The organism is Lentzea sp. NPDC004789, from assembly GCF_053601075.1.
Map to the genome: position 1 here is coordinate 318,611 of NZ_JBSGBE010000006.1, position 22,542 is coordinate 341,152.

The 22,542-nt window shown below is 68.8% G+C and carries 21 protein-coding genes; 12 read left to right on the forward strand and 9 right to left on the reverse strand.

Translation table 11 applies throughout. The features are described from left to right. Positions 1-36: 36 nt before the first annotated feature. Both ACWEIJ_RS16725 and fabF read left to right on the forward strand, forming a co-directional pair. Positions 37-273 (forward strand): acyl carrier protein, encoded by a 237-nt coding sequence (locus ACWEIJ_RS16725; RefSeq protein WP_030465146.1) that lies wholly within the window; start codon positions 37-39, stop codon positions 271-273. Beyond that, positions 270-1,505: a beta-ketoacyl-ACP synthase II gene (gene fabF / locus ACWEIJ_RS16730; RefSeq protein WP_449838052.1), complete on the forward strand. Its 1,236-nt coding sequence runs from the start codon at positions 270-272 to the stop codon at positions 1,503-1,505. The genes ACWEIJ_RS16725 and fabF overlap by 4 nt, the downstream gene beginning before the upstream one ends. A 230-nt stretch (positions 1,506-1,735) precedes the next feature. Here fabF and ACWEIJ_RS16735 read toward each other — a convergent pair whose 3' ends face one another. Beyond that, positions 1,736-2,311, reverse strand: a complete 576-nt coding sequence (locus tag ACWEIJ_RS16735; protein ID WP_449838053.1) for a hypothetical protein — start codon at positions 2,309-2,311, stop codon at positions 1,736-1,738. A gap of 612 nt (positions 2,312-2,923) precedes the next feature. On the opposite strand from ACWEIJ_RS16735, the gene lanKC reads away from it, so the two are divergent. The 4 genes from lanKC (at position 2,924) to ACWEIJ_RS16755 (ending at position 9,157) form a co-directional block, all read left to right on the forward strand. Further along, positions 2,924-5,485 (forward strand): class III lanthionine synthetase LanKC, encoded by a 2,562-nt coding sequence (lanKC, locus tag ACWEIJ_RS16740; protein WP_449838054.1) that lies wholly within the window; start codon positions 2,924-2,926, stop codon positions 5,483-5,485. Between the two features lie 40 nt (positions 5,486-5,525). Further along, positions 5,526-5,684 (forward strand): SapB/AmfS family lanthipeptide, encoded by a 159-nt coding sequence (locus tag ACWEIJ_RS16745; RefSeq protein WP_449838055.1) that lies wholly within the window; start codon positions 5,526-5,528, stop codon positions 5,682-5,684. A gap of 141 nt (positions 5,685-5,825) precedes the next feature. Beyond that, on the forward strand, positions 5,826-7,439 hold the full coding sequence (locus tag ACWEIJ_RS16750) for an ABC transporter ATP-binding protein (protein WP_449838056.1): 1,614 nt from the start codon (positions 5,826-5,828) through the stop codon (positions 7,437-7,439). Next, on the forward strand, positions 7,439-9,157 hold the full coding sequence (locus ACWEIJ_RS16755; protein ID WP_449838057.1) for an ABC transporter ATP-binding protein: 1,719 nt from the start codon (positions 7,439-7,441) through the stop codon (positions 9,155-9,157). The genes ACWEIJ_RS16750 and ACWEIJ_RS16755 overlap by 1 nt, the downstream gene beginning before the upstream one ends. A gap of 16 nt (positions 9,158-9,173) precedes the next feature. On the opposite strand, the gene ACWEIJ_RS16760 is transcribed toward ACWEIJ_RS16755, so the two are convergent. Beyond that, positions 9,174-9,677, reverse strand: coding sequence for a DUF3145 domain-containing protein (locus tag ACWEIJ_RS16760; protein WP_355453607.1), 504 nt, complete (start codon positions 9,675-9,677; stop codon positions 9,174-9,176). 199 nt (positions 9,678-9,876) lie between these two features. Then, positions 9,877-11,223 (reverse strand): S8 family serine peptidase, encoded by a 1,347-nt coding sequence (locus ACWEIJ_RS16765; RefSeq protein ID WP_449838058.1) that lies wholly within the window; start codon positions 11,221-11,223, stop codon positions 9,877-9,879. A 143-nt stretch (positions 11,224-11,366) separates the two neighbouring features. Here ACWEIJ_RS16765 and ACWEIJ_RS16770 point away from each other — a divergent pair, with 143 nt between their 5' ends. Genes ACWEIJ_RS16770 through ACWEIJ_RS16780 form a run of 3 tightly spaced genes read left to right on the forward strand, consistent with a single transcriptional unit; the run spans position 11,367 to position 14,335 of the window. Next, positions 11,367-12,602: a hypothetical protein gene (locus tag ACWEIJ_RS16770; RefSeq protein ID WP_449838059.1), complete on the forward strand. Its 1,236-nt coding sequence runs from the start codon at positions 11,367-11,369 to the stop codon at positions 12,600-12,602. Between the two features lie 11 nt (positions 12,603-12,613). Continuing rightward, positions 12,614-12,973 carry a VOC family protein gene (locus tag ACWEIJ_RS16775; protein ID WP_449838060.1) on the forward strand — a complete coding sequence of 120 codons (360 nt, stop codon included), beginning with the start codon at positions 12,614-12,616 and terminating at the stop codon, positions 12,971-12,973. Positions 12,974-12,994: 21 nt separating this feature from the next. Beyond that, on the forward strand, positions 12,995-14,335 hold the full coding sequence (locus tag ACWEIJ_RS16780; RefSeq protein ID WP_449838061.1) for a dihydrolipoyl dehydrogenase family protein: 1,341 nt from the start codon (positions 12,995-12,997) through the stop codon (positions 14,333-14,335). Here the strand turns inward: ACWEIJ_RS16780 and ACWEIJ_RS16785 are convergent. The 3 genes from ACWEIJ_RS16785 to ACWEIJ_RS16795 form a co-directional block, all read right to left on the reverse strand. Continuing rightward, positions 14,306-14,938, reverse strand: coding sequence for a TetR/AcrR family transcriptional regulator (locus tag ACWEIJ_RS16785; protein ID WP_449838062.1), 633 nt, complete (start codon positions 14,936-14,938; stop codon positions 14,306-14,308). The two genes, ACWEIJ_RS16780 and ACWEIJ_RS16785, sit on opposite strands and share 30 nt — an antisense overlap. Positions 14,939-15,033: 95 nt before the next feature. Then, positions 15,034-15,252, reverse strand: a complete 219-nt coding sequence (locus ACWEIJ_RS16790) for a DUF6343 family protein (RefSeq protein WP_355449136.1) — start codon at positions 15,250-15,252, stop codon at positions 15,034-15,036. A gap of 1 nt (position 15,253) precedes the next feature. Beyond that, positions 15,254-15,856 carry a hypothetical protein gene (locus ACWEIJ_RS16795; protein WP_449838063.1) on the reverse strand — a complete coding sequence of 201 codons (603 nt, stop codon included), beginning with the start codon at positions 15,854-15,856 and terminating at the stop codon, positions 15,254-15,256. Between the two features lie 136 nt (positions 15,857-15,992). Between ACWEIJ_RS16795 and ACWEIJ_RS16800 the strand changes: the two genes are divergently transcribed. The 3 genes from ACWEIJ_RS16800 to ACWEIJ_RS16810 all read left to right on the forward strand — a co-directional run bounded on the left by ACWEIJ_RS16800 (position 15,993) and on the right by ACWEIJ_RS16810 (position 21,443). Next, on the forward strand, positions 15,993-16,421 hold the full coding sequence (locus tag ACWEIJ_RS16800; RefSeq protein ID WP_449838064.1) for a MarR family winged helix-turn-helix transcriptional regulator: 429 nt from the start codon (positions 15,993-15,995) through the stop codon (positions 16,419-16,421). A 126-nt stretch (positions 16,422-16,547) separates the two neighbouring features. Beyond that, complete coding sequence (locus ACWEIJ_RS16805; protein WP_449838201.1) at positions 16,548-18,773, forward strand: HelD family protein; 2,226 nt, start codon at positions 16,548-16,550, stop codon at positions 18,771-18,773. A 90-nt stretch (positions 18,774-18,863) separates the two neighbouring features. Continuing rightward, the gene (locus tag ACWEIJ_RS16810) at positions 18,864-21,443 is read left to right on the forward strand and encodes an NACHT domain-containing protein (protein WP_449838065.1); all 2,580 of its coding nucleotides are present in this window, start codon (positions 18,864-18,866) and stop codon (positions 21,441-21,443) included. Here ACWEIJ_RS16810 and crcB read toward each other — a convergent pair. The 3 genes from crcB to ACWEIJ_RS16825 are packed head-to-tail and all read right to left on the reverse strand — an operon-like array spanning position 21,388 to position 22,518. Then, on the reverse strand, positions 21,388-21,726 hold the full coding sequence (gene crcB / locus ACWEIJ_RS16815; protein ID WP_449838066.1) for a fluoride efflux transporter CrcB: 339 nt from the start codon (positions 21,724-21,726) through the stop codon (positions 21,388-21,390). The two genes, ACWEIJ_RS16810 and crcB, sit on opposite strands and share 56 nt — an antisense overlap. Continuing rightward, positions 21,723-22,094 carry a fluoride efflux transporter FluC gene (locus ACWEIJ_RS16820; RefSeq protein ID WP_449838067.1) on the reverse strand — a complete coding sequence of 124 codons (372 nt, stop codon included), beginning with the start codon at positions 22,092-22,094 and terminating at the stop codon, positions 21,723-21,725. The genes crcB and ACWEIJ_RS16820 overlap by 4 nt, the downstream gene beginning before the upstream one ends. Then, a complete protein-coding gene (locus ACWEIJ_RS16825; protein ID WP_355449153.1) occupies positions 22,078-22,518 on the reverse strand; it encodes a MarR family winged helix-turn-helix transcriptional regulator in 441 nt (146 codons plus the stop codon). The genes ACWEIJ_RS16820 and ACWEIJ_RS16825 overlap by 17 nt, the downstream gene beginning before the upstream one ends. Between the last annotated feature and the right edge of the window lie 24 nt (positions 22,519-22,542).

Below are 22,542 nucleotides of genomic sequence, written 5' to 3' on the forward strand. Positions count from 1 at the left end.
CGGTTTTTCCATCGTTTCAATCGAAAGGGAACTTCAGTGAGCGACAACGTCCTGTCCGGTCTTGCCGAGATCGTCGAAGAGGTCGCCGGTGTGGCCGCCGACGACGTCACCGCTGAGAAGTCCTTCGTGGACGACCTCGACATCGACTCGCTGTCGATGGTCGAGATCGCCGTCCAGGCGGAGGACAAGTTCGGCGTGAAGATCCCGGACGACGAGCTGGCGAACCTCAAGACCGTTGGTGACGCGGTGAACTACATCACCAGCAACAAGTGAGTTCGGAAATCGAGGTCGTCATCACCGGGCTGGGTGCCACCACCCCGCTCGGCGGTGACGTCACGTCCACCTGGGACGCACTGCTCGCGGGCAAGAGCGGGGTCCGCCCCCTCACCCACGACTGGGTGGAGAAGTACGACCTGCCGGTGAGGATCGCCTCGCAGCTGGTCGTCGACCCCACCGAGGTGCTCCCCCGCGTCGAGGCGCGGCGCCTTGACCGCTCCGAGCAGGTCGCCATCGTGGCGTCCCGCCAGGCGTGGCAGGACGCCGGCCACAGCGACGACACCGTCGACCGCCAGCGCCTCGCCGTGATCATCGGCACGGGCATCGGCGGCGCGATCACCCTCCTGACCCAGGACGACCTCCTGGAACAGCAGGGCCTGCGCAAGGTGTCCCCGCTGACCGTCCCGATGCTGATGCCGAACGGCCCGGCCGCTCACGTGGGCCTCGAACTGAAGGCCCAGGCAGGCGTCCACGCCCCGGTCTCCGCCTGCGCGTCAGGCGCGGAGGCCATCGCGTGGGCCTACCGCATGATCAAGTCCGGCGAGGCCGACGTGGTCGTGGCAGGCGGCGCGGAAGCGTGCATCACGGCAATCCCGGTGGCGGGCTTCTCGCAGGCCCGCACCATGAGCACCCGCAACGACGAGCCGGAGAAGGCCTCGCGCCCGTTCGACACGGCCCGCGACGGCTTCGTCCTCGGCGAGGGCGCGGGCGTCATGGTGCTGGAACGCCGCGAGTTCGCCGAAGCCCGAGGCGCCAAGATCTACGGCCGCCTGGCAGGCATCGGCACCAGTGCCGACGGCTACCACATCACCGCCCCGGACCCCGAGGGCGTGGGCCAGTCGCGTGCCATCGCCGCATCCCTGCGGTCCGGCGGCATCGACCCGGCCGACGTGGGCCACGTCAACTGCCACGCCACCTCCACCCCGGTGGGCGACGTCGCGGAAACCGTGGCAATCCGCAAGGCGATCGGCGACCACCCGGTCCTGACCGCCCCGAAGGGCGCCCTCGGCCACCTCCTGGGCGCAGCCGGAGCAGTGGAAGCCATCGTCACCGTCCTGTCGATCCGCGACGGCGTGGTCCCCCAGACCCTCAACCTGGAGAACCTCGACCCGGCCGTATCGCTCGACGTGGTGGCGGGCGAACCCCGCAAGATCAAGCTGGACGCCGCCGTGAACGACTCGTTCGGCTTCGGCGGCCACAACGTGGCCCTGGCCTTCACCCCGGCCTAGCCGCACACCGCACCACCGCACGCCCCGGCCCGCACCGCGAGCCGGGGCGTTGCGCGTTGCGGCGGAGAGGCGTCGCGGAGGCGGAGAAGCGTTGCGCGGAGAGGCGCAGAGGCGAGAAGCCATGCGACCAGCGCGCACCGGTACGGCCACGCACCCGCGAAGGCGAAGCCAAGCCGTACCGCCGAGCCAACGGGGCAGCCCAAGCCCTCCGCGACGGCGAAGCCGAGGCCTCAGCACTTCTCCATCTGAGGAGTCCGGTTCTCCGGGGCCTCATCCACCTTGAGCTCCCCACCTTCCCACACCATCACGTACACGACCCGCCACCGAATGCATCCCTCCGGCAACCCGACCGGAGCCTTGGCGACATCCTGCGTGGACACGAAGGAGATCAACACCCGCAGCCGCCGTCCGACCACATCGGACTCGATCCGCTGCACCACCATCCCGCGGTCCCGGGTGGTCTCATAAGCAGCAGCCCAGGTCGACTCGACGGCCTGCGACACCCGCCGCGACGACACGACCTCCCGCCACGCACCGAAGTTGCGAGCGTTGATCGAGTCGAAGAACTTCTGCAGCACCGCCTGCACCGACGTCCGGTCGGGATGCGTGAACGCGTCAGGGCTCAACCGCACCTCGGTGCTCCCCGGCAGCGGGGCTCCGGACACCGACGTGGACGGCACCACGGGCTCGCCCTTCGCCTCGGCGGGACGCGAGTAGATCGTCCGTCCGACCATCCCGGCCGCCACCGCGGCACCGGTGATCACCACCACGGCCGGCACCAGCCAGCGGCTAGCCACACTCCCCACGCGAGCAGCCTAGCCGCGCGCCCCCGTCGGCGGGCAGCCGACCAGCAGAGGACCACTCACAAAACACCCGCCGTTACAGATAAACATGAATTTCACCCGAAAGACTACATTATCCGCAGATGCAAATTGCATGTAGCGCGACAACGATTGCTACATAAAACTCGACATACCAATCTCATCGTCCGAATGAGTTCTTCCGGGCCATCCCGTACCGCCGTTCGGCCGTACTAAACACGCAATGGCAGCCAATCGCGGCTTCACCCGAAAAGAGCAGACGACACAGCGCGTACACACCAATTAACGCACCCCAACTATACGTCTTGATCGACGTGGAATACCGCAGCTCAGGACACCACCCCTTCAGGAACGATCCAGTGCCGTTTAGCGACGACCAGCAGCACCGCAGTTGACTCATCAGTCAGCAAACCTTGCAACCGGGTGAGATGGTTCCAAACCTCATCACAGACAGCCACATACGCGTCAGTAACCAGCGCCGATTCAACCACGAACGGCCTACCCATATGCCACTAATGGCGGATTGGCCATAGCCGCGAAATCGTGCGGAAATATGCCGCGTAAACGAAATCGCACAAGAACCGAGGAGGGAATTCGGTGGACCTCAGATACGAGGCGTACTGCTTCGCGGATCGGCAGTTCTACGATCTGCAGAGCAGCACCGAAACCACTCCCGGGGACGACTTTTCCACTGAGTTGCCGCAGCTCCCGGTCGACTGGACGACGGTCGAGCGCAACGTGTGGCGGCACCACCACCCGAAGGGCGTGCAGCTGCCCAACCAGGGGTGGAAGGTGCACGTCTCGGCCGGCCTCGACAACGCGGGCAAGGTGCTGAAGACGGCGTACGACTACTGCGTCGAGCGGCGCATCAGCTTCAAGTACCTGCGGACGATCTCGATCGTGCTGGCCCGCAACTCGAAGTACGCGCCCCGCGAGGGCAGCGGCAAGCTGGTCACGATCTACCCCACCAGCGCCGAGCACCTCGAGACGATCTGCACCGAACTGGCCGAACGGCTCGACGGTGAGCACGGCGCCTACATCCTGAGCGACCTGCGCTTCGGCAAGGGACCGCTGTACGTGCGGTACGGCGGGTTCGCGGAGCAGTGGCTGGAGGTCGACGGGCAGCGGGTGCTCGCGATCGAGGGCCCGGACGGCGCGCTCGTCCCCGACAAGCGCAAGCCCGTGTTCAGCGTGCCCGAGTGGATCGAGCTGCCCGCGTTCCTCAAGCCGCACCTGGCCGAGCGCAACGCCGGCGACCCGGCGGCGTTCCCGTACCAGATCAAGAGCTCGCTGCACTTCTCCAACGGCGGCGGTGTCTACCTCGCGACGCGCAAGAGCGACGGCAAGGAGGTCGTGCTCAAGGAGGCGCGGCCGCACGCCGGGCTCGACCGCGAGGGCCGGGACGCCGTGGCACGGTTGGAGCTGGAGCACCAGATCCTCACGAAGCTGCACGGCATCAAGGGCGTGCCCGAGGTGTACGACCGCTTCACGGAGTGGGAGCACCTGTTCGTGGCCATGGAGTTCATGCCGGGGCGCTCGCTCGGGCAGTGGCTCGGCCACAACTACCCGCTCACCCACCGGGATCCCACCGACGACCAGCTCGTGCGGTACCGCGACCGGGCCCTGAAGCTCATCGGCGAGGTCGAGGCCCTGATCGAGCAGGTGCACGAACGCGGTGTCGTGTTCGGCGACCTGCACACGATGAACATCCTGGTCGACGAGGACGACGAGGTCTCGCTGATCGACTTCGAACTGTCGTCCACCATCGAGGACGTGCACCGGCCCACGCTCGGCGCGCCGGGCTTCCAGGCGCCGAACGACCGCGAGGGCTTCGACATCGACGCCTACCCGCTGGCCGCGCTCAAGCTGTGGGTCTTCCTGCCGCTCAACGCGGTGCTGGAGCTCGCACCGGCCAAGCTCCGCCAGCACGTGCACGTCGTCGCGGAGCGCTTCGGGCTCGCGGAGGACTACCAGAAGCAGATCCTCGACGTGCTCACGCCGCGCGTCGATCCGCCGGCCGACCCCGCGTTCACCGCGTTCGACGACGAGAACCCGGACTGGACCGTCGTGCGCAAGGAGATCGCCACCGCGATCCTGCACAGCGCGACGCCCCAGCGGAAGGATCGGCTCTTCCCCGGCGACATCGAGCAGTTCGAGGTCGGCGGCACGTGCTTCGGCTTCGGCGCGGCGGGTGTGCTGCACGCGCTCGCGGAGAGCGGCGAGGGCCGCTACCCCGAGCACGAGGACTGGCTGGTCGACGCCGTCAGGAACGACCCGCCGAAGCAGCCCGGTTTCTTCGTCGGCGCGCACGGCATCGCGCACGTGCTGGAGAACTTCGGCCACCACGACTTCGCGACCGAGCTCGTCGAGAGCTACACGCCGCTCGTCCGGACCACGCGGGACCACGGGCTCAGCGCCGGATTGTCCGGCATCGGGCTCAACCTGCTGCACTTCGCGAAGTCGCGCGAGGACGACGGTTTCGCCGCACAAGCGGAGGAACTGGCCGAACGGCTCGCGCAGCAGCTCGCCGACGTCCCGCCCCCGGCGGACAAGGCCAGGGCCGGCCTGCTGCACGGCTGGTCGGGTCCCGCGCTGTTCTTCCTGCGCCTGTTCGAGCACACCGCGGAACGGCGCTGGCTGCAGCTGGCGGAGCAGGCGCTGGAACGCGACCTGGCCGAGACGATGATCGCGCTGGACGGTTCGCTGCAGGTGCGCGACGGCACGTTCCGGACGCTGCCGTACGTCGGCATCGGCGGCGCGGGCATCGCGCTGGCGCTCACGGAGTTCGCGAAGGTCGCGCCCGAACGTCCTTGCGCGGCAAAGCTTCCGGAACTGCTCAGCGGCTGCACCGGCGAGTTCGTCATCCAGCCCGCGTTCACGCTGGGCCGGGCCGGGCTGATGGCCGCGCTGGCCCACGCGAGCACGACCTGCCAGGACGAACGCTTCGACCGCGCGGTCCGGCAGCACCTCAAGGCTCTGGGCTGGCACGCCGTGCGCTACGGCGGCGGGCTCGCCTTCCCCGGCGTGCAGCTGCGCCGGCTGTCCATGGACCTCAACACCGGCGGCGCGGGCGTCCTGCTCGCGATCGCGTCCACAGTGGACGCCAAGCCGCCACTGCCCTTCCTGGGCTCACGAACGCCGGTCACCGTTGACCGGTAGCAGTAACCCCCGAAAGATCCCTCGATTGAAGGAGACTGTCATGGGTTTCATCCTTGACATGCAGGACCTGGAGACCCCCGAGGCCCCGAGCAACGCGATGGCGTCGGGCCACGGCGGTGGCGGCGGCTCCACGACCGCGTCCAACGCGTCGCTGCTGCTCCCCTGCTCGCACAGCACCGTCAGCCTGCTGGCCTGCTGAGCTTCGCCCAACTGAAACACCGCGGTGAGTGAGCGGCATAGGCGAAGTATGCCGCTCACCCGCCAACTGCAGGGCCCGGCAGCCGGCCAGCTGTCGGGCCCTGGCTCATGATGCGCCCTCACGACCCGCGGAGGAACAGCAATGGCCAAACCCGGTGACGCTCTGCTGTTCACCACGGTCAGACGCGACTTCCGCCCGTGGCTGTTGCTCCTCAACGCCGCGGTGGCGACCACCGGCGGCCTGCTGCTTCCCACCGCACTCGCCCACGCGGTCGACATGGCGTTGAGCGGAACGTTCGTGCTGTTCACGGTCCTGTGGCTGCTTCTGCTAGCGGCGACGGAGATCATCGGTGACGCGATCGGCGTCGTGCTCGCCGCGAGCATCACCAGCCGTGCCACGGCCTGGCTGCGCCGCAGGCTGTCGAAACAGCTGATCGCGCTGGGCCACCCCTCCCCGTTCGCCGCCGGCGACGCGGTGAGCAGGGTGACCGGCGACTGCGGCAACGCGGGCGGCGTCGCGGTCACGTTGATCACGTTGCTGGTCACCGCGGTGTCGTCGGCGGGTGCGATCGTGGCGTTGTTCCTGCTGGACTGGCGGCTCGCGGCGGTGTTCGCGGTGAGCGTTCCGCTGGCGACGGTGCTGGTGCGCACGCACATGCAGCTCACCGCCGACGACGTGCTGGCGTACCAGCAGGTTTCCGGTGACGTGTCGGCACGTCTGCTCGACGCCGTGTCCGGCAGGCGCACGATCACCGCGGCGGGAATCGCCGACCACGAGGCCGAACGCGTGCTTCGGCCGCTCCCGCAGCTCGCCGCGGCGGGCGCGGGCATGTGGCGGACCCAGGCGAAGATGATGTGGCGCGCCGGTCTGCTCCTGCCGGCCGTGGAGATCGCGGTGCTGGTCACCGCGGGTTTCGGCGTGATGGAAGGCAGGCTGAGCCCCGGCGACGTGCTGGCCGCGCTCGGCTATGCCGCGCTGGGCATGGGCATCGTCGGCCAGATGCCGCAGCTCACCGCCCTGGAACGCACCCGCGCGTCCGCTACCCGTATCGCCGAGGTCCTCGGCACCCCACCTCCGGAGCGCTCCGAACCGGTCCGCGGCCCCGGGATCGAGCTCCGCAACGTCCACGTCGACCGCGCACTGCACGACGTCAGTCTCACGATCCCCGACGGCGCGTTCGCCGCGATCGTCGGCAGTTCCGGTGCCGGCAAGTCGACGCTGGCAGCGGTGCTTGGTGGACTGTCCGCAGTGGACTCCGGCACCGTCGTCAGAGAGGGCGAGGTCGGGTACGCCTTCGAACGCCCGGCCCTGCTCGGCACGACGATCGGCCGATCCATCGGTTATGGAACCGACGCGGACGAGGTCCGGGTGCGGGATGCCGCGGTCGCCGCCCAGGTGCACGACGTGCTGATCCGGTTGCCGCAGGGCTACGAGACGCCGGTGGCCGACGCCCCGCTCTCCGGCGGTGAGATCCAGCGGATCGGCCTGGCGCGCGCGATCGTCCGCGACCCCGGGATCCTGGTGCTCGACGACGCCACCGCGAGCCTCGACACCGTGACCGAGGCCAAAGTGGACAAGGCCGTCACGACCGCGCTACCAGGCAGGACACGGGTCGTGGTGACGCACAGACCGGCAACGGCGGCGCGCGCGGATCTCGTGGTGTGGCTGGAGAACGGCCGGGTCAGAGGCACCGGCACCCATCAGGAGTTGTGGGACGACCAGGACTACCGCGCCGTGTTCACCGGGGGCGAGTGATGCGCTTCTACCTCTCCACGCTGGCAGGACACCGCAGGGGTGTGCTGATCCTGCTCGGCTGGTCCACGCTCGAAGGCGTGCCGGCGTTCTTCGGCGGCAAGCTCGTCGGCACCGCCGTCGACCGGGGTTTCGCCGCCGGCGACCCGCTGGCGGGCGTGCTGTGGCTGCTCGTGTTCGCCGCGCTCGCCGTCGCCGGAGCGCTCGGCCGGCGCCAGGTCTTCGCACGGCTCGGCGACGTCGTCGAACCGATGCGCGACGCCCTGGTCACGCAGGTCGTCAGGGGCGTGCTGCACGACCCGACGCACCGCCGCACCCCGGACGCCAGCGCCGTGGCCATGATCACCAGGCACGTCGAGGTCGTGCGCGACGCGACCGCGGGTGTGCTGGTGCAGGCCCGCGCACTTCTCGTCACGACGATCGCCGCACTCGTCGGCCTCGCGACCACGGCGGCGGCGTTGATCTGGCTGGTCGTCCTGCCGATCGTGCTCGCGCTGCTGCTCTTCGGGCTCATGCTGCCGTCGCTGGCCAAACGGCAGCGCGACGCCGTGATGGCCGACGAAGGCACGGCTGAGGCGTCCGGAGCAGTGCTCACGGGGCTGCGGGACGTGGCCGCCTGCACCGCGGCGGACGAGGCGTACCACGACATCGCCGCGCAGATCGACCGGCAGGCCAGGGCCACGATCTCGGTCGCGTGGGCGAACTCGTTGCGCGCCACGGTGATCGCGATCGGCGGCTTCGCCCCGGTCGCGCTGCTGGTCGCGTTCGCTCCCCCGTTCGTCGCCTCCGGTGAGCTCACCACCGGCGCGGTGCTGGCCGCGGTCGTCTACCTGACCAGCAGCGTGACCCCGGCGCTGCACGGTCTCGCCAGCACCACCAGCACGGTCGTGATGCGGCTGATGGTCGCGCTCAAACGACTTCAGGAAGCCGCACCGCGAACGGCGGAGGACGTCGGCGAGGAGGTCCCGTCCGACGGCGAGTTCGTGCTGAGGGACGTCACGTTCGGCTGGAGCCCGGACGCGGAACCCGTGGTGCGCGACCTGTCGCTCACCCTGCGTCCCGGCGACCACCTGGCCGTGGTCGGGCCGTCCGGCATCGGCAAGTCCACAATGGCCAGTCTGCTCACCGGCCTCATGCCACCCGACAGCGGCTGCGTCCTGTTCGGCGGCGCGCCCGTCGACCTGGTGGTTCCCGAGGTGAGGCACCACGCGATCGCGCTGATTCCGCAGGAGACGTACCTGTTCACCGGCACCGTGCGGGAGAACCTCGCGCTGCTCGCACCGTGGGCGACCGACGAGGAGCTCGTCGACGCGGTGAAGAAGGTTGGCGCCAAACCACTTCTGGACCGGCTCGGTGGCCTGAACGCACCGCTCGGCCACGCCGGTGAGGGAATTTCCGCCGGTGAGGCGCAACTTCTGGCGCTCGCGAGGGTCTACGTGACGTCCGCGAGCGTGGTGATCCTCGACGAGGCGACCTCGCACCTGGACCCGGCGGCGGAGGCGCGCGTCGAACGAGCCTTTGCCCGAAGGGACGGAATTCTCGTGGTGATCGCGCACCGGTTGAGCTCGGCGCTGCGAGCGAACCGCGTGCTGGTCATGGACGGCGGCAGGCCGTTGCTCGGCACCCACGAGCACCTGCTGAAGACGTCGCCGCTCTACGGACAGCTCATGCTGGCCTGGGATCCCGTGCACCACGAGGAAACCCCGCTACCCAAACGGTAGCGGGGTCCACTCTGGACTATCCGACCCGGTGCAGCCAGGTCACGGGCGCGCCGTCGCCGGCGCGGCGGAACGGTTCCAGCGCGTCGTCCCACGCCGCGCCGAGCAGTTCGTCCACGCCGTGGGCGAAGGACTCACCACCGCGTGCCCGTGCGGCCAGTGCGCGCAGCTGGTCCTCGTTCACCACGATGTCGCCGTTCGCCGAGGTTCTGGCGTGCCACAACCCGAGAACGGGCGCGAAGCAGAAGCGCTCGCCGTCCTGACCGGGGGACGGTTCCTCGGTCACCTCGAAGCGGAGCATTGGCCACGCGCGCAGCGCAGCCACGAGTTTCGCGCCGGTACCGGCGTCTCCGGTCCATGCGCATTCGGCGCGCAACTGGCCTGGTGCTGCGGGTTGCGCTGCCCATCTGAGGTCCACTCGTTCACCGAGGGTGCCCGAGATCGCCCACTCGACGTGCGGACAGACCGCAGACGGCGACGAGTGGACGTAGACCACGCCACTGGTGCTGCCACGGGTGCTCACTGCTGACCTCCGCTACTCGACGAGGGACGTCTTCCCCTACGCCTTTGCCGAGCGAGGTGATCATCGCGAAACCCGTTCAACGCATTCTGCCTCGACTTGAGGCATGTCCGCCATAAGAACCAGCTCGATCATCACCCGACCGGGGCAGATACAGGCCTTAAGTCCCGATCTCCCCGGCCGAGTGATGCGCGATCGTGATCTACAGAGCGTTTACCGCGGCAACCACGTCGACTAGACCCGTGCCCTTGTCGAACGACGAGGTGTAGGGCCCGACCGGCTGGTAGCCGGTGCCGTACTTGTGGGCCGTCGACTTCAGCGCCCGCTCGATGTCGGCCGGGGTCGCGGACGGCTTGGCCTGGAACAGCTGAGCGACGATGCCGGCGATCTGCGGTGCCGCCATCGACGTGCCGCTGATCGTGTTGTACGTGCCGATGTCGAGCAGTCCCGGCCCGTTCTGCGGGGCCAGGCCGGTGGAGCAGATCGGCAGGTAGAGCCGGCAGGCCGAGACGATGTTCTCGCCGGGTGCCGAGATGTCCGGCCAGGTCGAGGGATCGGTCTTCAGGCCGCGCGACGAGAAGTCGGACAGCGCGCCGTCGCGGGTGCCGGTGCCCTGGTCGTTGTACGACGCCGCGGAGATCACGCCGGGCGTCGGGTCCTGGCCGGGCGGGTTGGACAGGTTGGTCGTGCCGTCACCGCCGTCGTTGCCGTTCGCCCACACCACGACGACGCCCTCGGCGACCAGCCGACGCTGCAACTTGACCGTCACCGACTCAGGGTCGAACGCACCGCCGCCAGATGGCCCATAGGAGTTGTTGATCACCTTGATCGGCGGGCACACCGACGCGGCCACACCGGCCCCGCAGGGCGCGTTGTGGTTCTCCAGCACCCAGTTCAGCGCCGCGTCCGCACCGAGGATCAGGATCGCCGCACCGGTCGAGATGACCACGCCCTTCGCACCCGGCGCGGACCCACCCACCTGGGTCCCGTCGGCGAGCGTGTACGGCGTGCCGATCGCGATGCCGGTGACGTGCGTGCCGTGGCCGCCCAGTGAGGTCGTGTCGGTGTCGACGAGGTTCGGCACCGGGACGATGCAACTGGTGTCCGTGGACCCGTCCGCGGCGCAGAGGCTCTTCAGGCTGCGGACGATCTTGCCGCCGGCGAACGCCGGGTGCGTCGGGTCCACGCCGGAGTCGATCACCGCGACCGACACTCCCGCGCCGGTCAGCCCGGACGCCTGCTGGGCCTCGCGGCTGCGCGTGGCGGTCGTGCCGGACGACCCCAGGAACTTGGCCTGGCGAGTCACCTCGACCCTGCTGACGCCCGGCTTGGAGCGTGCGGAGGAGATCTGCGTCGTGGTGCCGCGAGCGGCGACCACGCCGATCTTGCGGAAGCTCGCGAGCTTCTGCAGACCGGCCGCCTCCACCGCGTGTTCGGCGGAGGTGAGATCAGTGCCGTGGACGTAGACCGTCGAGGACGTCTCGGCTGCCCCGACAGGGGTAGAGGCGGCCACGAGCACTACGGCGAGCAGTGCGGCGCGTTTGTACATGGACCCTCCGTGAACATAGGCAGGCAATCCATCTAACGAGTGATCCACTTATCGGTGACGGGTGTCACGCAACGTCTCGACTGGCTGCGGTTGGCCGACCCCGGACCGCTACCGTGTCCCCCCGTGCGGAAAGGTGGGGACTCGTGCGGCTGATCCGTCTGGGCGCTGAACCCTCTGCCATTGGGGCGGACGTCCGTGCCGCCCTCACGGCGTGTGGCGCGGGTACCCAAGTGCTGGGTGGCGTCGCGCTGATCGGCGTCCAGCCACCTGACTGCCCCGTGCCGCTGGACGCGATCGTCGTGCTGCCCAAGGGCGTGCTGGTGATCGTCGGCGTCGACCTGCCCGACCCCGCGGTGAAGCTGGAGGCACCGCTGGGCGGTCAGTGGAAGATCGACGGGTGGCCGCTGGTGAGCCAGGACGGCGCGGCGAACCCGGCGACCGAGGCGGTGGCGGCGGCGACCGCCGTGGCGCAACGGATCCAGGCGATGCGCGCGGAGCCGTTGCCGGTCAGCACGGTCGTGGCGGTCGGGCCGTTCGTCAGCCAGGTCGTGCAGCCGACCTCCGACCTGAACCGCGGCGTGCGGGTGCTGCACCCCAAACCGTCCACTTTGCTCTCCGCGGCCCGCGAGCTCGCGACGTCGTCGGTGCTGTGCACGGCCGACCACGCGGTGAAGCTGCTCGCGATCCTGCAGACCACCGGCACGCCGCCGGACGCGCGGATGCTGCTCCCCGAGGGCTTCAGCGACGCGGTCTCCCCCGACCTCGCGGCCGCGAGCACGATGCTGATCCCCAAGGTCCACGCCGCGCCGCTGATGTCGCGCAAACGCTTGCCCGCCAAGGTCCCGGTGCTCTACCTCGCGATCGGCGCCCTGGTCGCGTTGCTGCTCATCGTGGTGCTGGTGGTGGCGCTGCCCGGTGATGACAAACCCGCCGACGCGACGCCCACGCCGACACCAACGCAGCCGACGACGGTGGTCGTGGACGGCACGACGTTCGTGCCGAAGGACGTGAAGAAGGACAAGGACTGCCAGGCCCAGGCGTTCGGTGACGCCAAGGCGTGGCTGGTCGCGAACGACTGCGGCGAACTGCTGCGCGCCACCTACGAGACGACCGTGCAGGGCAACCGGGCCACGGTGCTGGTGGTGGACCTCGATCTGCTGGACGCGCCGAGCGCGACCGCGTTCCACAAGCTCATCAGCGCGCCGGGCTCGGGCGGCGTCACCGGCATGGACGGCAAACCGCTGGAGAACGCGGCCTTCGCGAGCGGCGCCAAGGGCAGCCACGTCCAGCTGTCGTTCGTGGTGTGGTCCGGCGGCGGGGGCGACCCGACGCTCGACCCGATCGCCAAGCAGGCGTTGCGGCTGCCCGCCACCCGGTAGAGGGTGGAGGCATGGTCGGACAACTTCGTTCTGTCGTGCTCGACTGCCCGAATCCCTCCGAACTCGCCTCCTTCTACGAGAAGCTGCTCGGCGCCGAACGGCTCGCCGGCGGCGACGACACGTGGGTGGTGATCGTCGCGAACGGCACCCGCCTCGCGTTCCAGCGATCCGGCGACTACCGGCCGCCGACGTTCCCCGACCCGCACGGCTCGCAGCAGTTCCACCTCGACGTGCTGGTCGAGGACGTGGAGGAGGCCGAACCGCGGGTGCTCGAACTCGGTGCGCGGTTGGTGCAGAAGGACACCGACAGCGACTTCCGGGTCTACGCCGACCCCGTCGGGCATCCGTTCTGCCTCATGTGGCTGTCTTGATCGAGGCCTACTGTGGGGGCCATGGACTTCGACGTCATCGTCATCGGTGGTGGCCCCGTAGGTGAGAACGTGGCGTGGCGGACGGCCGCGGGAGGCCTGTCCACCGCCATGATCGAGAAGGAGCTGGTCGGCGGCGAGTGCTCGTACTGGGCGTGCATGCCGTCGAAGGCGTTGCTGCGGCCCGGTCACGCGCTCGCCGCCGCCCGGCGCGTGCAGGGTGTGCGCGCGGGTTCCCTCGACCCCGCCGCCGTGCTCGCCCGCCGGACGAGCTTCACGTCGAACTGGGACGACTCCGGCCAGGTCAAGTGGGCCGAGTCGGAGAACATCACGGTCATCCGCGGCGACGGTGAGGTCACCGGTGAGCGCGAGGTCACCGTGGGCGGCGACGTGCACCGGGCGCGTCAGGCCGTCGTCGTGTGCACCGGCAGCGTGCCGAAGATGCCGCCGCTCGAAGGCATCGCCGACACTCCTGTGTGGACGTCGCGGGACGCCACGTCGGCGCGCGAGGTGCCGGACTCGCTGGTGGTGCTGGGTGGTGGCGTCGTCGGCGTCGAGATGGCGCAGGCGTGGGCGCGGCTCGGGTCGAAGGTGACGCTGGTCGTGTCCGGCGACCGGCCGTTGCCGCGGCTGGAGGAGTTCGTCGGGCCGCTGGTCGTCGAGGGACTGCAGGAGGACGGCGTCGACGTGCTGCTGGGCGCCCGTGCGTCGGCCATCGCGCCGGGTGCGCTGACGTTGCAGGACGGCCGGGTGCTGAAGGGTTCGGAGATCCTCGTCGCGACCGGGCGGGTGCCGGCGACGAAGGACGGCAAGCCGCTGACCATCGACGACTCCGGTCTGGTGTCCGGTGTGGACGGACGATGGCTGTACGCGGCGGGTGACGTCACCGGGCGGGCGCTGCTGACGCACCAGGGCAAGTACCAGGGCCGGGCCGTCGGCACGGCGATCCTGGAGCGGTCCCGAGGGTTCGAGCCGAAGCCGCGGTCGGCGGGCCAGGCGTGGGCGGACCACGTGGCGGTGCCGCAGGTCGTGTTCACCGACCCCGAGGTGGCGTTCGTCGGGCACACGGCCGAGGAGGCCCGCAAGGCCGGACGCGAGATCAGGGTCGTCGACCTGGACATCGCGGTCGCCGGCTCGTCGCTGCACGCCGACGGCTACCACGGCAGGACGCGGATGGTCGTGGACGAGCGCACGCGGACGCTGGTCGGCGTCACGTTCGTCGGTCAGGACGTCGCCGAGCTGCTGCACTCGGCGACCGTCGCGATCGTCGGGGAAGTCACCGTGGACCGGTTGTGGCACGCGGTGCCCTCGTACCCGACGATCAGCGAGGTCTGGCTACGGCTGCTCGAGGCGTACGGCCTCTGAAGGCGCCTCCAGAACCGACCCGAGCATGCCGATGAGCAGCTCGTTCGCCGTGCCGACCACGTACGCGCGGTCTTCGGCGTCGACCCGTTCGGCGAGCTTGAACAACGCGTCCGCGGTCTGCACGGCGATCCGGAAGGTGAGCACGACCGGGGCGTCGCCGTGCGCGCCGAACCGGTTGACGAACATCTCCGCCAGCCGTTCGGCCATGAGCTCGTACTGGTCGACGCTGGAGTCGAGCCGGTGGCTGTCCAGCAGGTCGCTGAACCGCACCCGGCCGAAGCCGGGCACCTCCGTCAGCATCCGCAGGTAGACGCTGACGATCTGGGCCATGGCCTCGCGCCACGTGTCCGCGATCAGGTTCGCGGCGAAGAGCTCCTCGACCTCGCGGAGATAGGTCTCCATCCCGCGCAGTGCGAGTGCGTGGACAACAGATCGTTTGTCCGGGAAGTACTGATAGAAGGAACCAATGGGCACTCCGGCCACATCGACGATGCGCGCCGTGGTGATGTCGTCGTAGTCGTATTCGTTCAGCAGGCTCGCACAAGCGTCCAGGATCGCGGAGACGGTAGCCGCGCCACGCTGTTGCACCGGCTGTCGACGCATCACCCTGGCTAACCTGCCCCTAGCCGGGTCTTCATGCACGCGAACATCTTTATCCATACGACCCGATATGCCCAAGCACAGGTTCCCGACAGGTTTCAGCCTGGATCTCCGCGGCGTTTGCGATGAACTACCCAACCGAAGTCCACAACGCAGACAACGGCGAGTAGTAAAAGCACGACCGCGAGCCAGACGAGGTCAGCTCGCAGCGCCAGCCACCCGGCCACCGAGTTGAAGACCAGGCCGAACCCGGCGAGCCACAACCGCAGCGTCAGAGCACTGCGCGGAGGTGCCGGGGGTGGCAGGTAGTCGCTCACGTCACCCGGTTTCCCGCAGCAGGGGCGCGTCAACCCGCCGCAACGGCCTCGGGGGTTTCGTCACATAGGGCCTAACGAGACGCGTCAGGGCCAGACCAGGAGCGATGAGCGGGACGACGGCGGTGAGCACGGCCGCCGTGATGCCGGCCCGCACCACGTCCCGGGGCATGACGGCGACGCGGTCGACGACGAACGCGCGCCGGCCGCCCAGCGACACGGCCGCGAGGACGAGCAGGAACACGGCCATGCTGAGCATCGCGCGCTGGACCGCGTGCTCGTACCCGGCTGCTTCTCCGGCGACCAGGACCGCGAACCACCCGGCGAGCGCGGGCAGCTGCCCCTGCTCGGTGGTGGCGGCCCAGCTCAGACCGCCGAGCGTGGCGAGCCAGACGAGAACGCTCTCGCGCTCCTGCACCCAGACGGATGCCGCGTCGAGGGGAATACCGGTCCAGGCGAGTACGCCGAGCGGGGTGAGGGGTCTCTCGGCGAGTTGGCCGAGCACCCAGGCGAGCGTCCACGCGGACAGCACCACGGCGAGGACGAGCTGCCACCTCGGCCTGCGCACCACACAGCGGGCGAGCCGGACGATCTCCGCACGCGTCATACCCCCACCATGCCGTGCTCAGGTGGTTTGTGGAGAAACGTCACCCCAACGCTCACCCGCACGGACCCCGCGCGAGCCGGTTGATCACGCAGCGCAATCCACGATCGGGGGACAGATCTTTTCTATGCTGAGGTACATGAGCATTGATCAGCTTCTGCATCTGCCCAGCTACCTGATGCTCCAGCTGGTGAGGGAAGCCCGCAGGCTCGCGCGCAACGAGCTGCGGGGGCCGCACGTGACGGTGCTGGCGTTCCTGGCCGAGCGGGAGGCGGTGGCGCAGAAGCGGATCAGCGACGCGGTGCGGATGGACGCGAGCGACCTCGTGTCCGTGCTGGACGACCTCGAAGGACGTGGGTTCGCCCAGCGCAAGCGGGACGAGCACGACCGGCGCCGGTTCGCCGTGTCGATCACCGACGTGGGCAGGCGGGCGTTGTGCGACCGCCTGGCGGCGGCCCGTGCGCACGAGGAGGAGTTGCTGGCGGCGTTGACGAAGCAGGAGCGCGTTGAACTCACCACACTGCTGCGGAAGGCGTACCTGCACCACGCTGATTTGCGTGTAGATTAGACAGTCTGCGCTCGCACGATCGGGGTGCGGGCAGGAATGGCTGACGCAGGATAAAACCTGACGTCGCATCGTATCGAGAAAAGAGGCACGTTGTCAAGCCCCTCCGATGACCTCCGGCTCGCCGAAATGGAGCCGGAGCAGGAATACGTGGCCATGTTGTACGGCCGGCTCGACGACCTCCGCGAACAGACGTCGAAACGACTCGCACAGTCGTTGCGACAAACTGGCGGCACGCACCAGATGCGGTCAGAGCGCGACACCTCCGTGGCGATGTACACAGATCAATTGGCTCAGTACAGCGCGGTGGAGAACGGACTCGCGTTCGGCCGGCTCGATTTCCACAACGGGGACCGCTTCTACATCGGCCGAATCGGTCTTTTCGACGAGGACAAGGAATACGAGCCGCTGCTGATGGACTGGCGGGCGCCCGCCGCCAGGCCGTTCTACCTCGCGACCGCCGCCTCCCCCGACGGCGTGCGCAGGCGCCGGCACCTGCGCACCCGCTCGCGCAAGGTCATCGGCCTCGACGACGAGGTGCTCGACATCAACTCGGTCGAGCCGTCCCGCAGCGAGGGCCTGACCGGCGAGGCGACCCTGCTGGCCGCGCTGAACGAGTCGCGCACCGGCCAGATGAGCGACATCGTCGCCACGATCCAGGCCGAGCAGGACATCATCATCCGGTCCGAGCTCAACGGCGTCGTCGTCGTGCAGGGCGGTCCGGGCACCGGCAAGACCGCGGTGGCCCTCCACCGAGCCGCGTACCTGCTGTACACGCACCGCCGCCAGCTGGCGAAACGCGGTGTGCTCGTGGTCGGCCCGAACACGACGTTCCTGCGCTACATCAGCCAGGTCCTCCCGTCGCTGGGCGAGACCGGCGTCCTGCTGTCCACCGTCGGCGAGCTGTACCCCGGCCTGACGGCCACCGGTCGCGAGCCGGCCGAGGTCGCCGCCGTCAAGGGCCGCATCCAGATGGCCGACGTGATCGCCGCGGCCGTGCGCGACCGCCAGGAGGCACCGGCGTTCGTCGAGATCCGCTTCGACAACGACGTGCTGCGCCTCGACCGCCGCGCGATCTCCGACGCGCGCGGCCGGGCACGCCGCACCCGCCGCCCGCACAACGAGGCCCGCCGCACGTTCGCCCGCGAGATCATCTCGACCCTGGCCTCGATGGTGGCCGGTCGGCTGGGCGGGCACCTGCTCGACAAGACGGACATGGACGACATCCGCCGCGAGCTGCGCGAGTCCGACGAGGTCCAGGCGGCCATCTCGTCGCTGTGGCCGGTGCTGACCCCGTTCTCGCTGCTGTCCGAGCTCTACGCGAACCCGAAGCGCCGCAACCGCGCGATGTCGAAGTTCACCCGCGAGGAACGCGACCTGCTGCAGCGGGTGGGCGACGACTGGACCCCGGCGGACGTGCCGTTGCTGGACGAGGCCGCCGAACTGCTCGGCGAGGACGACACCGAGGCGAAGGCCCGCGCGGAACGCCAGCGCCGCCAGGCCATCGAGTACGCCCAGGGCGTCCTCGACATCCTCGACCTGGAGGACGACGCCGACCCCGAGATCCTGATGGCCACGGACCTGATGGACGCCTACCGCCTGGCCGAACGCCACGGCGTCGACCGCTACGAAACCGCGGCCGAACGCGCCGCCGCCGACCGCACCTGGACGTTCGGCCACATCATCGTCGACGAGGCCCAGGAGCTCTCGGCCATGGCGTGGCGCACCCTGATGCGCCGCTGTCCTTCGAAGTCCATGACCGTCGTCGGCGACATCGCCCAGACCGGCGACATCGGCGGCGCCACCTCGTGGGACACCGTGCTGTCGCCGTACGTGCAGAATCGTTGGCGCCTCACGGAGTTGTCGGTGAACTACCGCACCCCGGCCGAGATCATGGAGGTGGCCGCGGACGTCCTCGCCTCGGTGGATTCTTCTTTGGTGCCACCGACCTCCGTGCGCGAAACCGGTGTGCCGCCGTGGGTCTCCCGCGTGCCGTCGTTCGAGTCCTCGGTGCCGTCGCTGATCGCGGACGAGGTCGCGGCCGTCGGCGACGGCAAGATCGCGGTCATCGTGCCGGCCGCCCTGCTGCAGCCGGTCGGCTCGGCCGTGGTCGCTTCGGTGCCGGGGTCGTCGATGGGCAACGACCTGGAAGAGGCCCAGGTCGTGGTGCTCGGCGTGACCGACGCGAAGGGCCTGGAGTTCGACTCCGTGGTCGTCGTTGACCCGGTTGGAATTCTGGAGGAGTCGCCGCGTGGTGCTTCGGATCTCTACGTGGCTTTGACCCGTGCCACGCAACGGCTCGGTGTCGTGCACACCGGCACGCTGCCTGACGTGCTGTCCAGGTTGAAGGACTGACCCTTCGAAGGCCTCCTCCGCGAAACGATTACCGCTCGTGCGACGACATCCGCATGAGCGTGGAATCCCTCGTCGCGGAGGAGGTCCCTGTTGGCGAGCATCGAGCCGACGGTCATCGATGTCGTCGTCAAGGTGAGCGACCAGCTCTCGCACCGACTGGACGGATTCACCGCTCCGGCACCGGTCACCCACTGGACGCCGAAGGCGGCACAACTCCTCCAGGATCTCGGCCCCGACGCCGAGAAACTGCTCGACTACCTGAAGACTCCCGACTTCGTGACCGTGGTCGTCCAGGTCCAGGTCGACCCGACGATGACACGCCGGGCGCAAGACCAGATCCACCAGGGCCTGCGCCTGGCCGGTCTCCCCGAGCAGTTCCTGGCCACGGCCTCCGAGGTCGTCGCTGGAACACTCAACTTCGCGTGCTACAACGTGCGGCCGCAGTTCGCCGAGCACGGCGGCCGCTTCAACGGAACCAATCTGGCCACGGCCGCCGTCAGCAACACCTTCATGCTGTCGCGGCTGACGTCGCTCACCGAGTTCCACGCGTTCGCCACCCGGATGATCAAGCAAGTCGCCGCGTTGCACGGCACGATCAGAATGCCGCACATCGGTGTCAGCCGTGCTGTGCCGTACGACAGGCTCTACGTGCGGCCCGACCTCCAACTACAGGGTGAGCTCAGCCTCGGCGTTCCGGGCGACCGCACGGTGGTGCTGGGCGATCCCGGTGCAGGTAAGTCGACGCTGGCGGCCAAGTTCGCCCACGACATCGCTCTCGACGGATCCGGCCGGGTGCCCTTCCTGCTGATGCTGCGGGAGTTCACCACCTCGTTCAGCGAAGGCGGCCACGATCTCCTGCACTACCTGGAGATGCTGAGCCAAGCACCGTACAACGTGAAACCGCCCGAGAACGCCGTCGAGTACCTGCTCCGGAACGGCCGCGCCGTGCTGGTGCTGGACGGGCTCGACGAGATCGTGCAGACAGAGCAGCGCCGGCGGGTCGTGGCCCTGGTGGAAGGGTTCGCACACCTGTACCCGACGGTGCCCGTCCTCGTCACCGCACGCAAGATCGGGTACGACAGAGCACCGCTGGACTCCGAGCTGTTCACGACGGCGCACATCCTGGAGTTCACCGAGGAGCTGGTCCGGACGTACGTGGGCAACTGGTTCGTGCTGGACGACTCCACCTCGCCGGCCGAACAGAAACAGCTCGCCGCGTCGTTCATGGAGGACAGCGAGCAGATCCCGGAGCTGCGCAGCAACCCGTTGCTGCTGACGTTGTTGTGCGCCATGTACTCCAGCGACCGCTACCTGCCGCGCAACCTGGCGCAGGTGTACGAGCGCTGCGCGTTGATGTTGTTCGAGCAGTGGGACGCCAAGCGCGGCATCGACCTGCCGCTGAGCTTCGAGGGCCGATTGCGCGGTGCGGTGCAACACCTCGCGTGGAGGATGTTCACGGCGCCGGAATCGGGAAAGGCCCAGTCCCGCACGAGGATCGTGCGGATGCTGACGGAATACCTGGAGACCAAGCTCGACGACCACGACGAGGCCGCCGCCACGGCCGCGCGGTTCCTCGCGTACTGCACCGGGCGGGCGTGGATCCTGACGGACGTCGGCGCGACCAGGACCGAGCCGCAGTACGGGTTCACGCATCGGACGTTCCTGGAGTACTTCGCCGCCGAGCACCTCGTGCGGACGCATCGCACGGCCGCAGAGCTGTGGGCGGTGTTGCGGCCGAACGTCGAGCAGTGGGACGTGGTCGCGCAGATCGCGTTGCAGCTCTACGACCGCAACATCGAGGGCGGCGTGGACGAGCTGCTGTTGGAGGCGCTCGACAACGACGGGTTGGCGTTCGCCGCACGCTCACTCCAGTACGTGCACCCGGCCACTCGCACGGTGCGGGCGATCGCGAGCGCCGCCCTGAACAGATCGGCCGAGATCCCTGTCGAGGAGCGGATCGAGATCCGCTCGGGCGCCAACTGCCTCGACGCCGATCAGCCCCTGATGAGTTGTGTCGAAAGAGCATCAGCGGCGAACCGGTCAGCCATCGAGCAGGGGGTCGCGGAGCGACTCCAGCAGTTCGTCCAGGAGGGCCTGGTCACTGCGGCACTGATGCTCGACACGGTGTTCGATCCCACGATCGCGGGACCTCGCTGGCAGCAGGTCCGAGATGAGCTGATCGACGTGAACCACGACGAACTCGTCGAACTGTGGACCAGGTCACCGTGGGCTGCCGGCGACTTCGCACTGAACGAACCCGGCTTGCTGACCAAGATCGTGCAACGCTCCGGTGTGCTTCCGCTCTACCGGGAATGTCTCTACGGGACCACTCTGTTCATGGGTGCCGCGACACTGCTGATGGAGCTCGGGATCTGGCGTCTGGAGGCCGCCGCTCTCCAGACCGCGATGGCATCGGCCCCGACCCCGTGGTTCGAGAGCACCGCCGTACGGGTCTATTTGCGCAACGAGCACGCCCACCCCCTGCCGATCATGCTGTCGTTGCCGGCGCGAGAAATGCAGCACCCAAGGAGAAGACTGCCGCCTGGCTGGCTCGACCTGGACGACCTGACCCCCGAGGTGCGGGAGTTCCTGCTGCGCTGGGAGCGCGGCGAGATCAGCGTGCTAGCGCCAAGCCCAGAGCCGCCGCCCCCACCCCCAGCGCAACGCTGACCACGACGTTCAGCAGCGCCAGCCGGTACTTCTCGCCCTCCAGCAGCTTCACCGTCTCGTAACTGAACGTCGAATACGTCGTCAGCCCACCGCAGAACCCGACCCCCAGCAACGGCATCCAAGCCGTGCCGACGAAAAACCCGATCAGGAAGCACCCGACCAGGTTCACCGTCAAAGTCCCCCACGGGAAATCCGACTCGTGCCGCGACTGCACGAACCGGTCCAGCAGGTACCGGCAAGGCGCCCCGAGAGCGGCACCGAAGAACACCACGAGCACCGTCACCGAGTCACCCTCACGCCGAGAAACGCCGCCGCCACAGCACAAACCGGCGTGACGACCAGAGCCCACGACCACGACGCCGCGTACGACGAGAAGGTCGTGAATCCGCCCAGAAGCCCCACGCCGAAGAAGGCGCGCACCAGCGGTCTAGGCACGGTTCCCATCAGCACGCCGATGAAGAACGACCCCAGCACGTTGATGACGAACAACCCCCACGCGCCCGGCACGGCCAGTGACAAGCCATAGCGCGTAACGCCGCCGAGGCCGCCGCCCAGCGACACCAACGCCACGAACGGCAGGTGCAGCTCGGTGCGCTGGGCCGGGACGTGCAGGTCGACATCCGGGTCGATCGGCTCAGTTGGGTTCGGCAAGGTGCTCCACCAGGTGGTCCAGGGCCTTCAGGGCACGCACGACGTCCTCGCGTTCCGAGGGCTCCAGCTTCGACAGGGCGGAGCCGATGCGCTTCTCGTGTTCGCGCTGCCAGACGAGCAGCTGTTCGTGTCCACGGGGTGAGACGGACAGTCGCGCTACCCGTCTGTCCTTGGGGTCTCCGCCGCGTACGACGAGGCCCGAGTCGATCAGTTGGGACACCAGGCCGGAGACGGTGTTGGGGGCGAGCCGGAGCACCGCGGCGAGGTCGCCCACCTTCATCGGCGGGCGCTCCGCGAGGGTCTGCAGCAGCTCTACCTGCGCCATCGGCAGGGATTCCCACGGCCAGTCCGCACGGATGCTCGTCCGCAGCGCCCGGCGCAGGCGAGTGACGACGTCGGTGAGCGTGCGGGCTTCGTCTGACATGCAGAAATACTACTGAACGTTCGG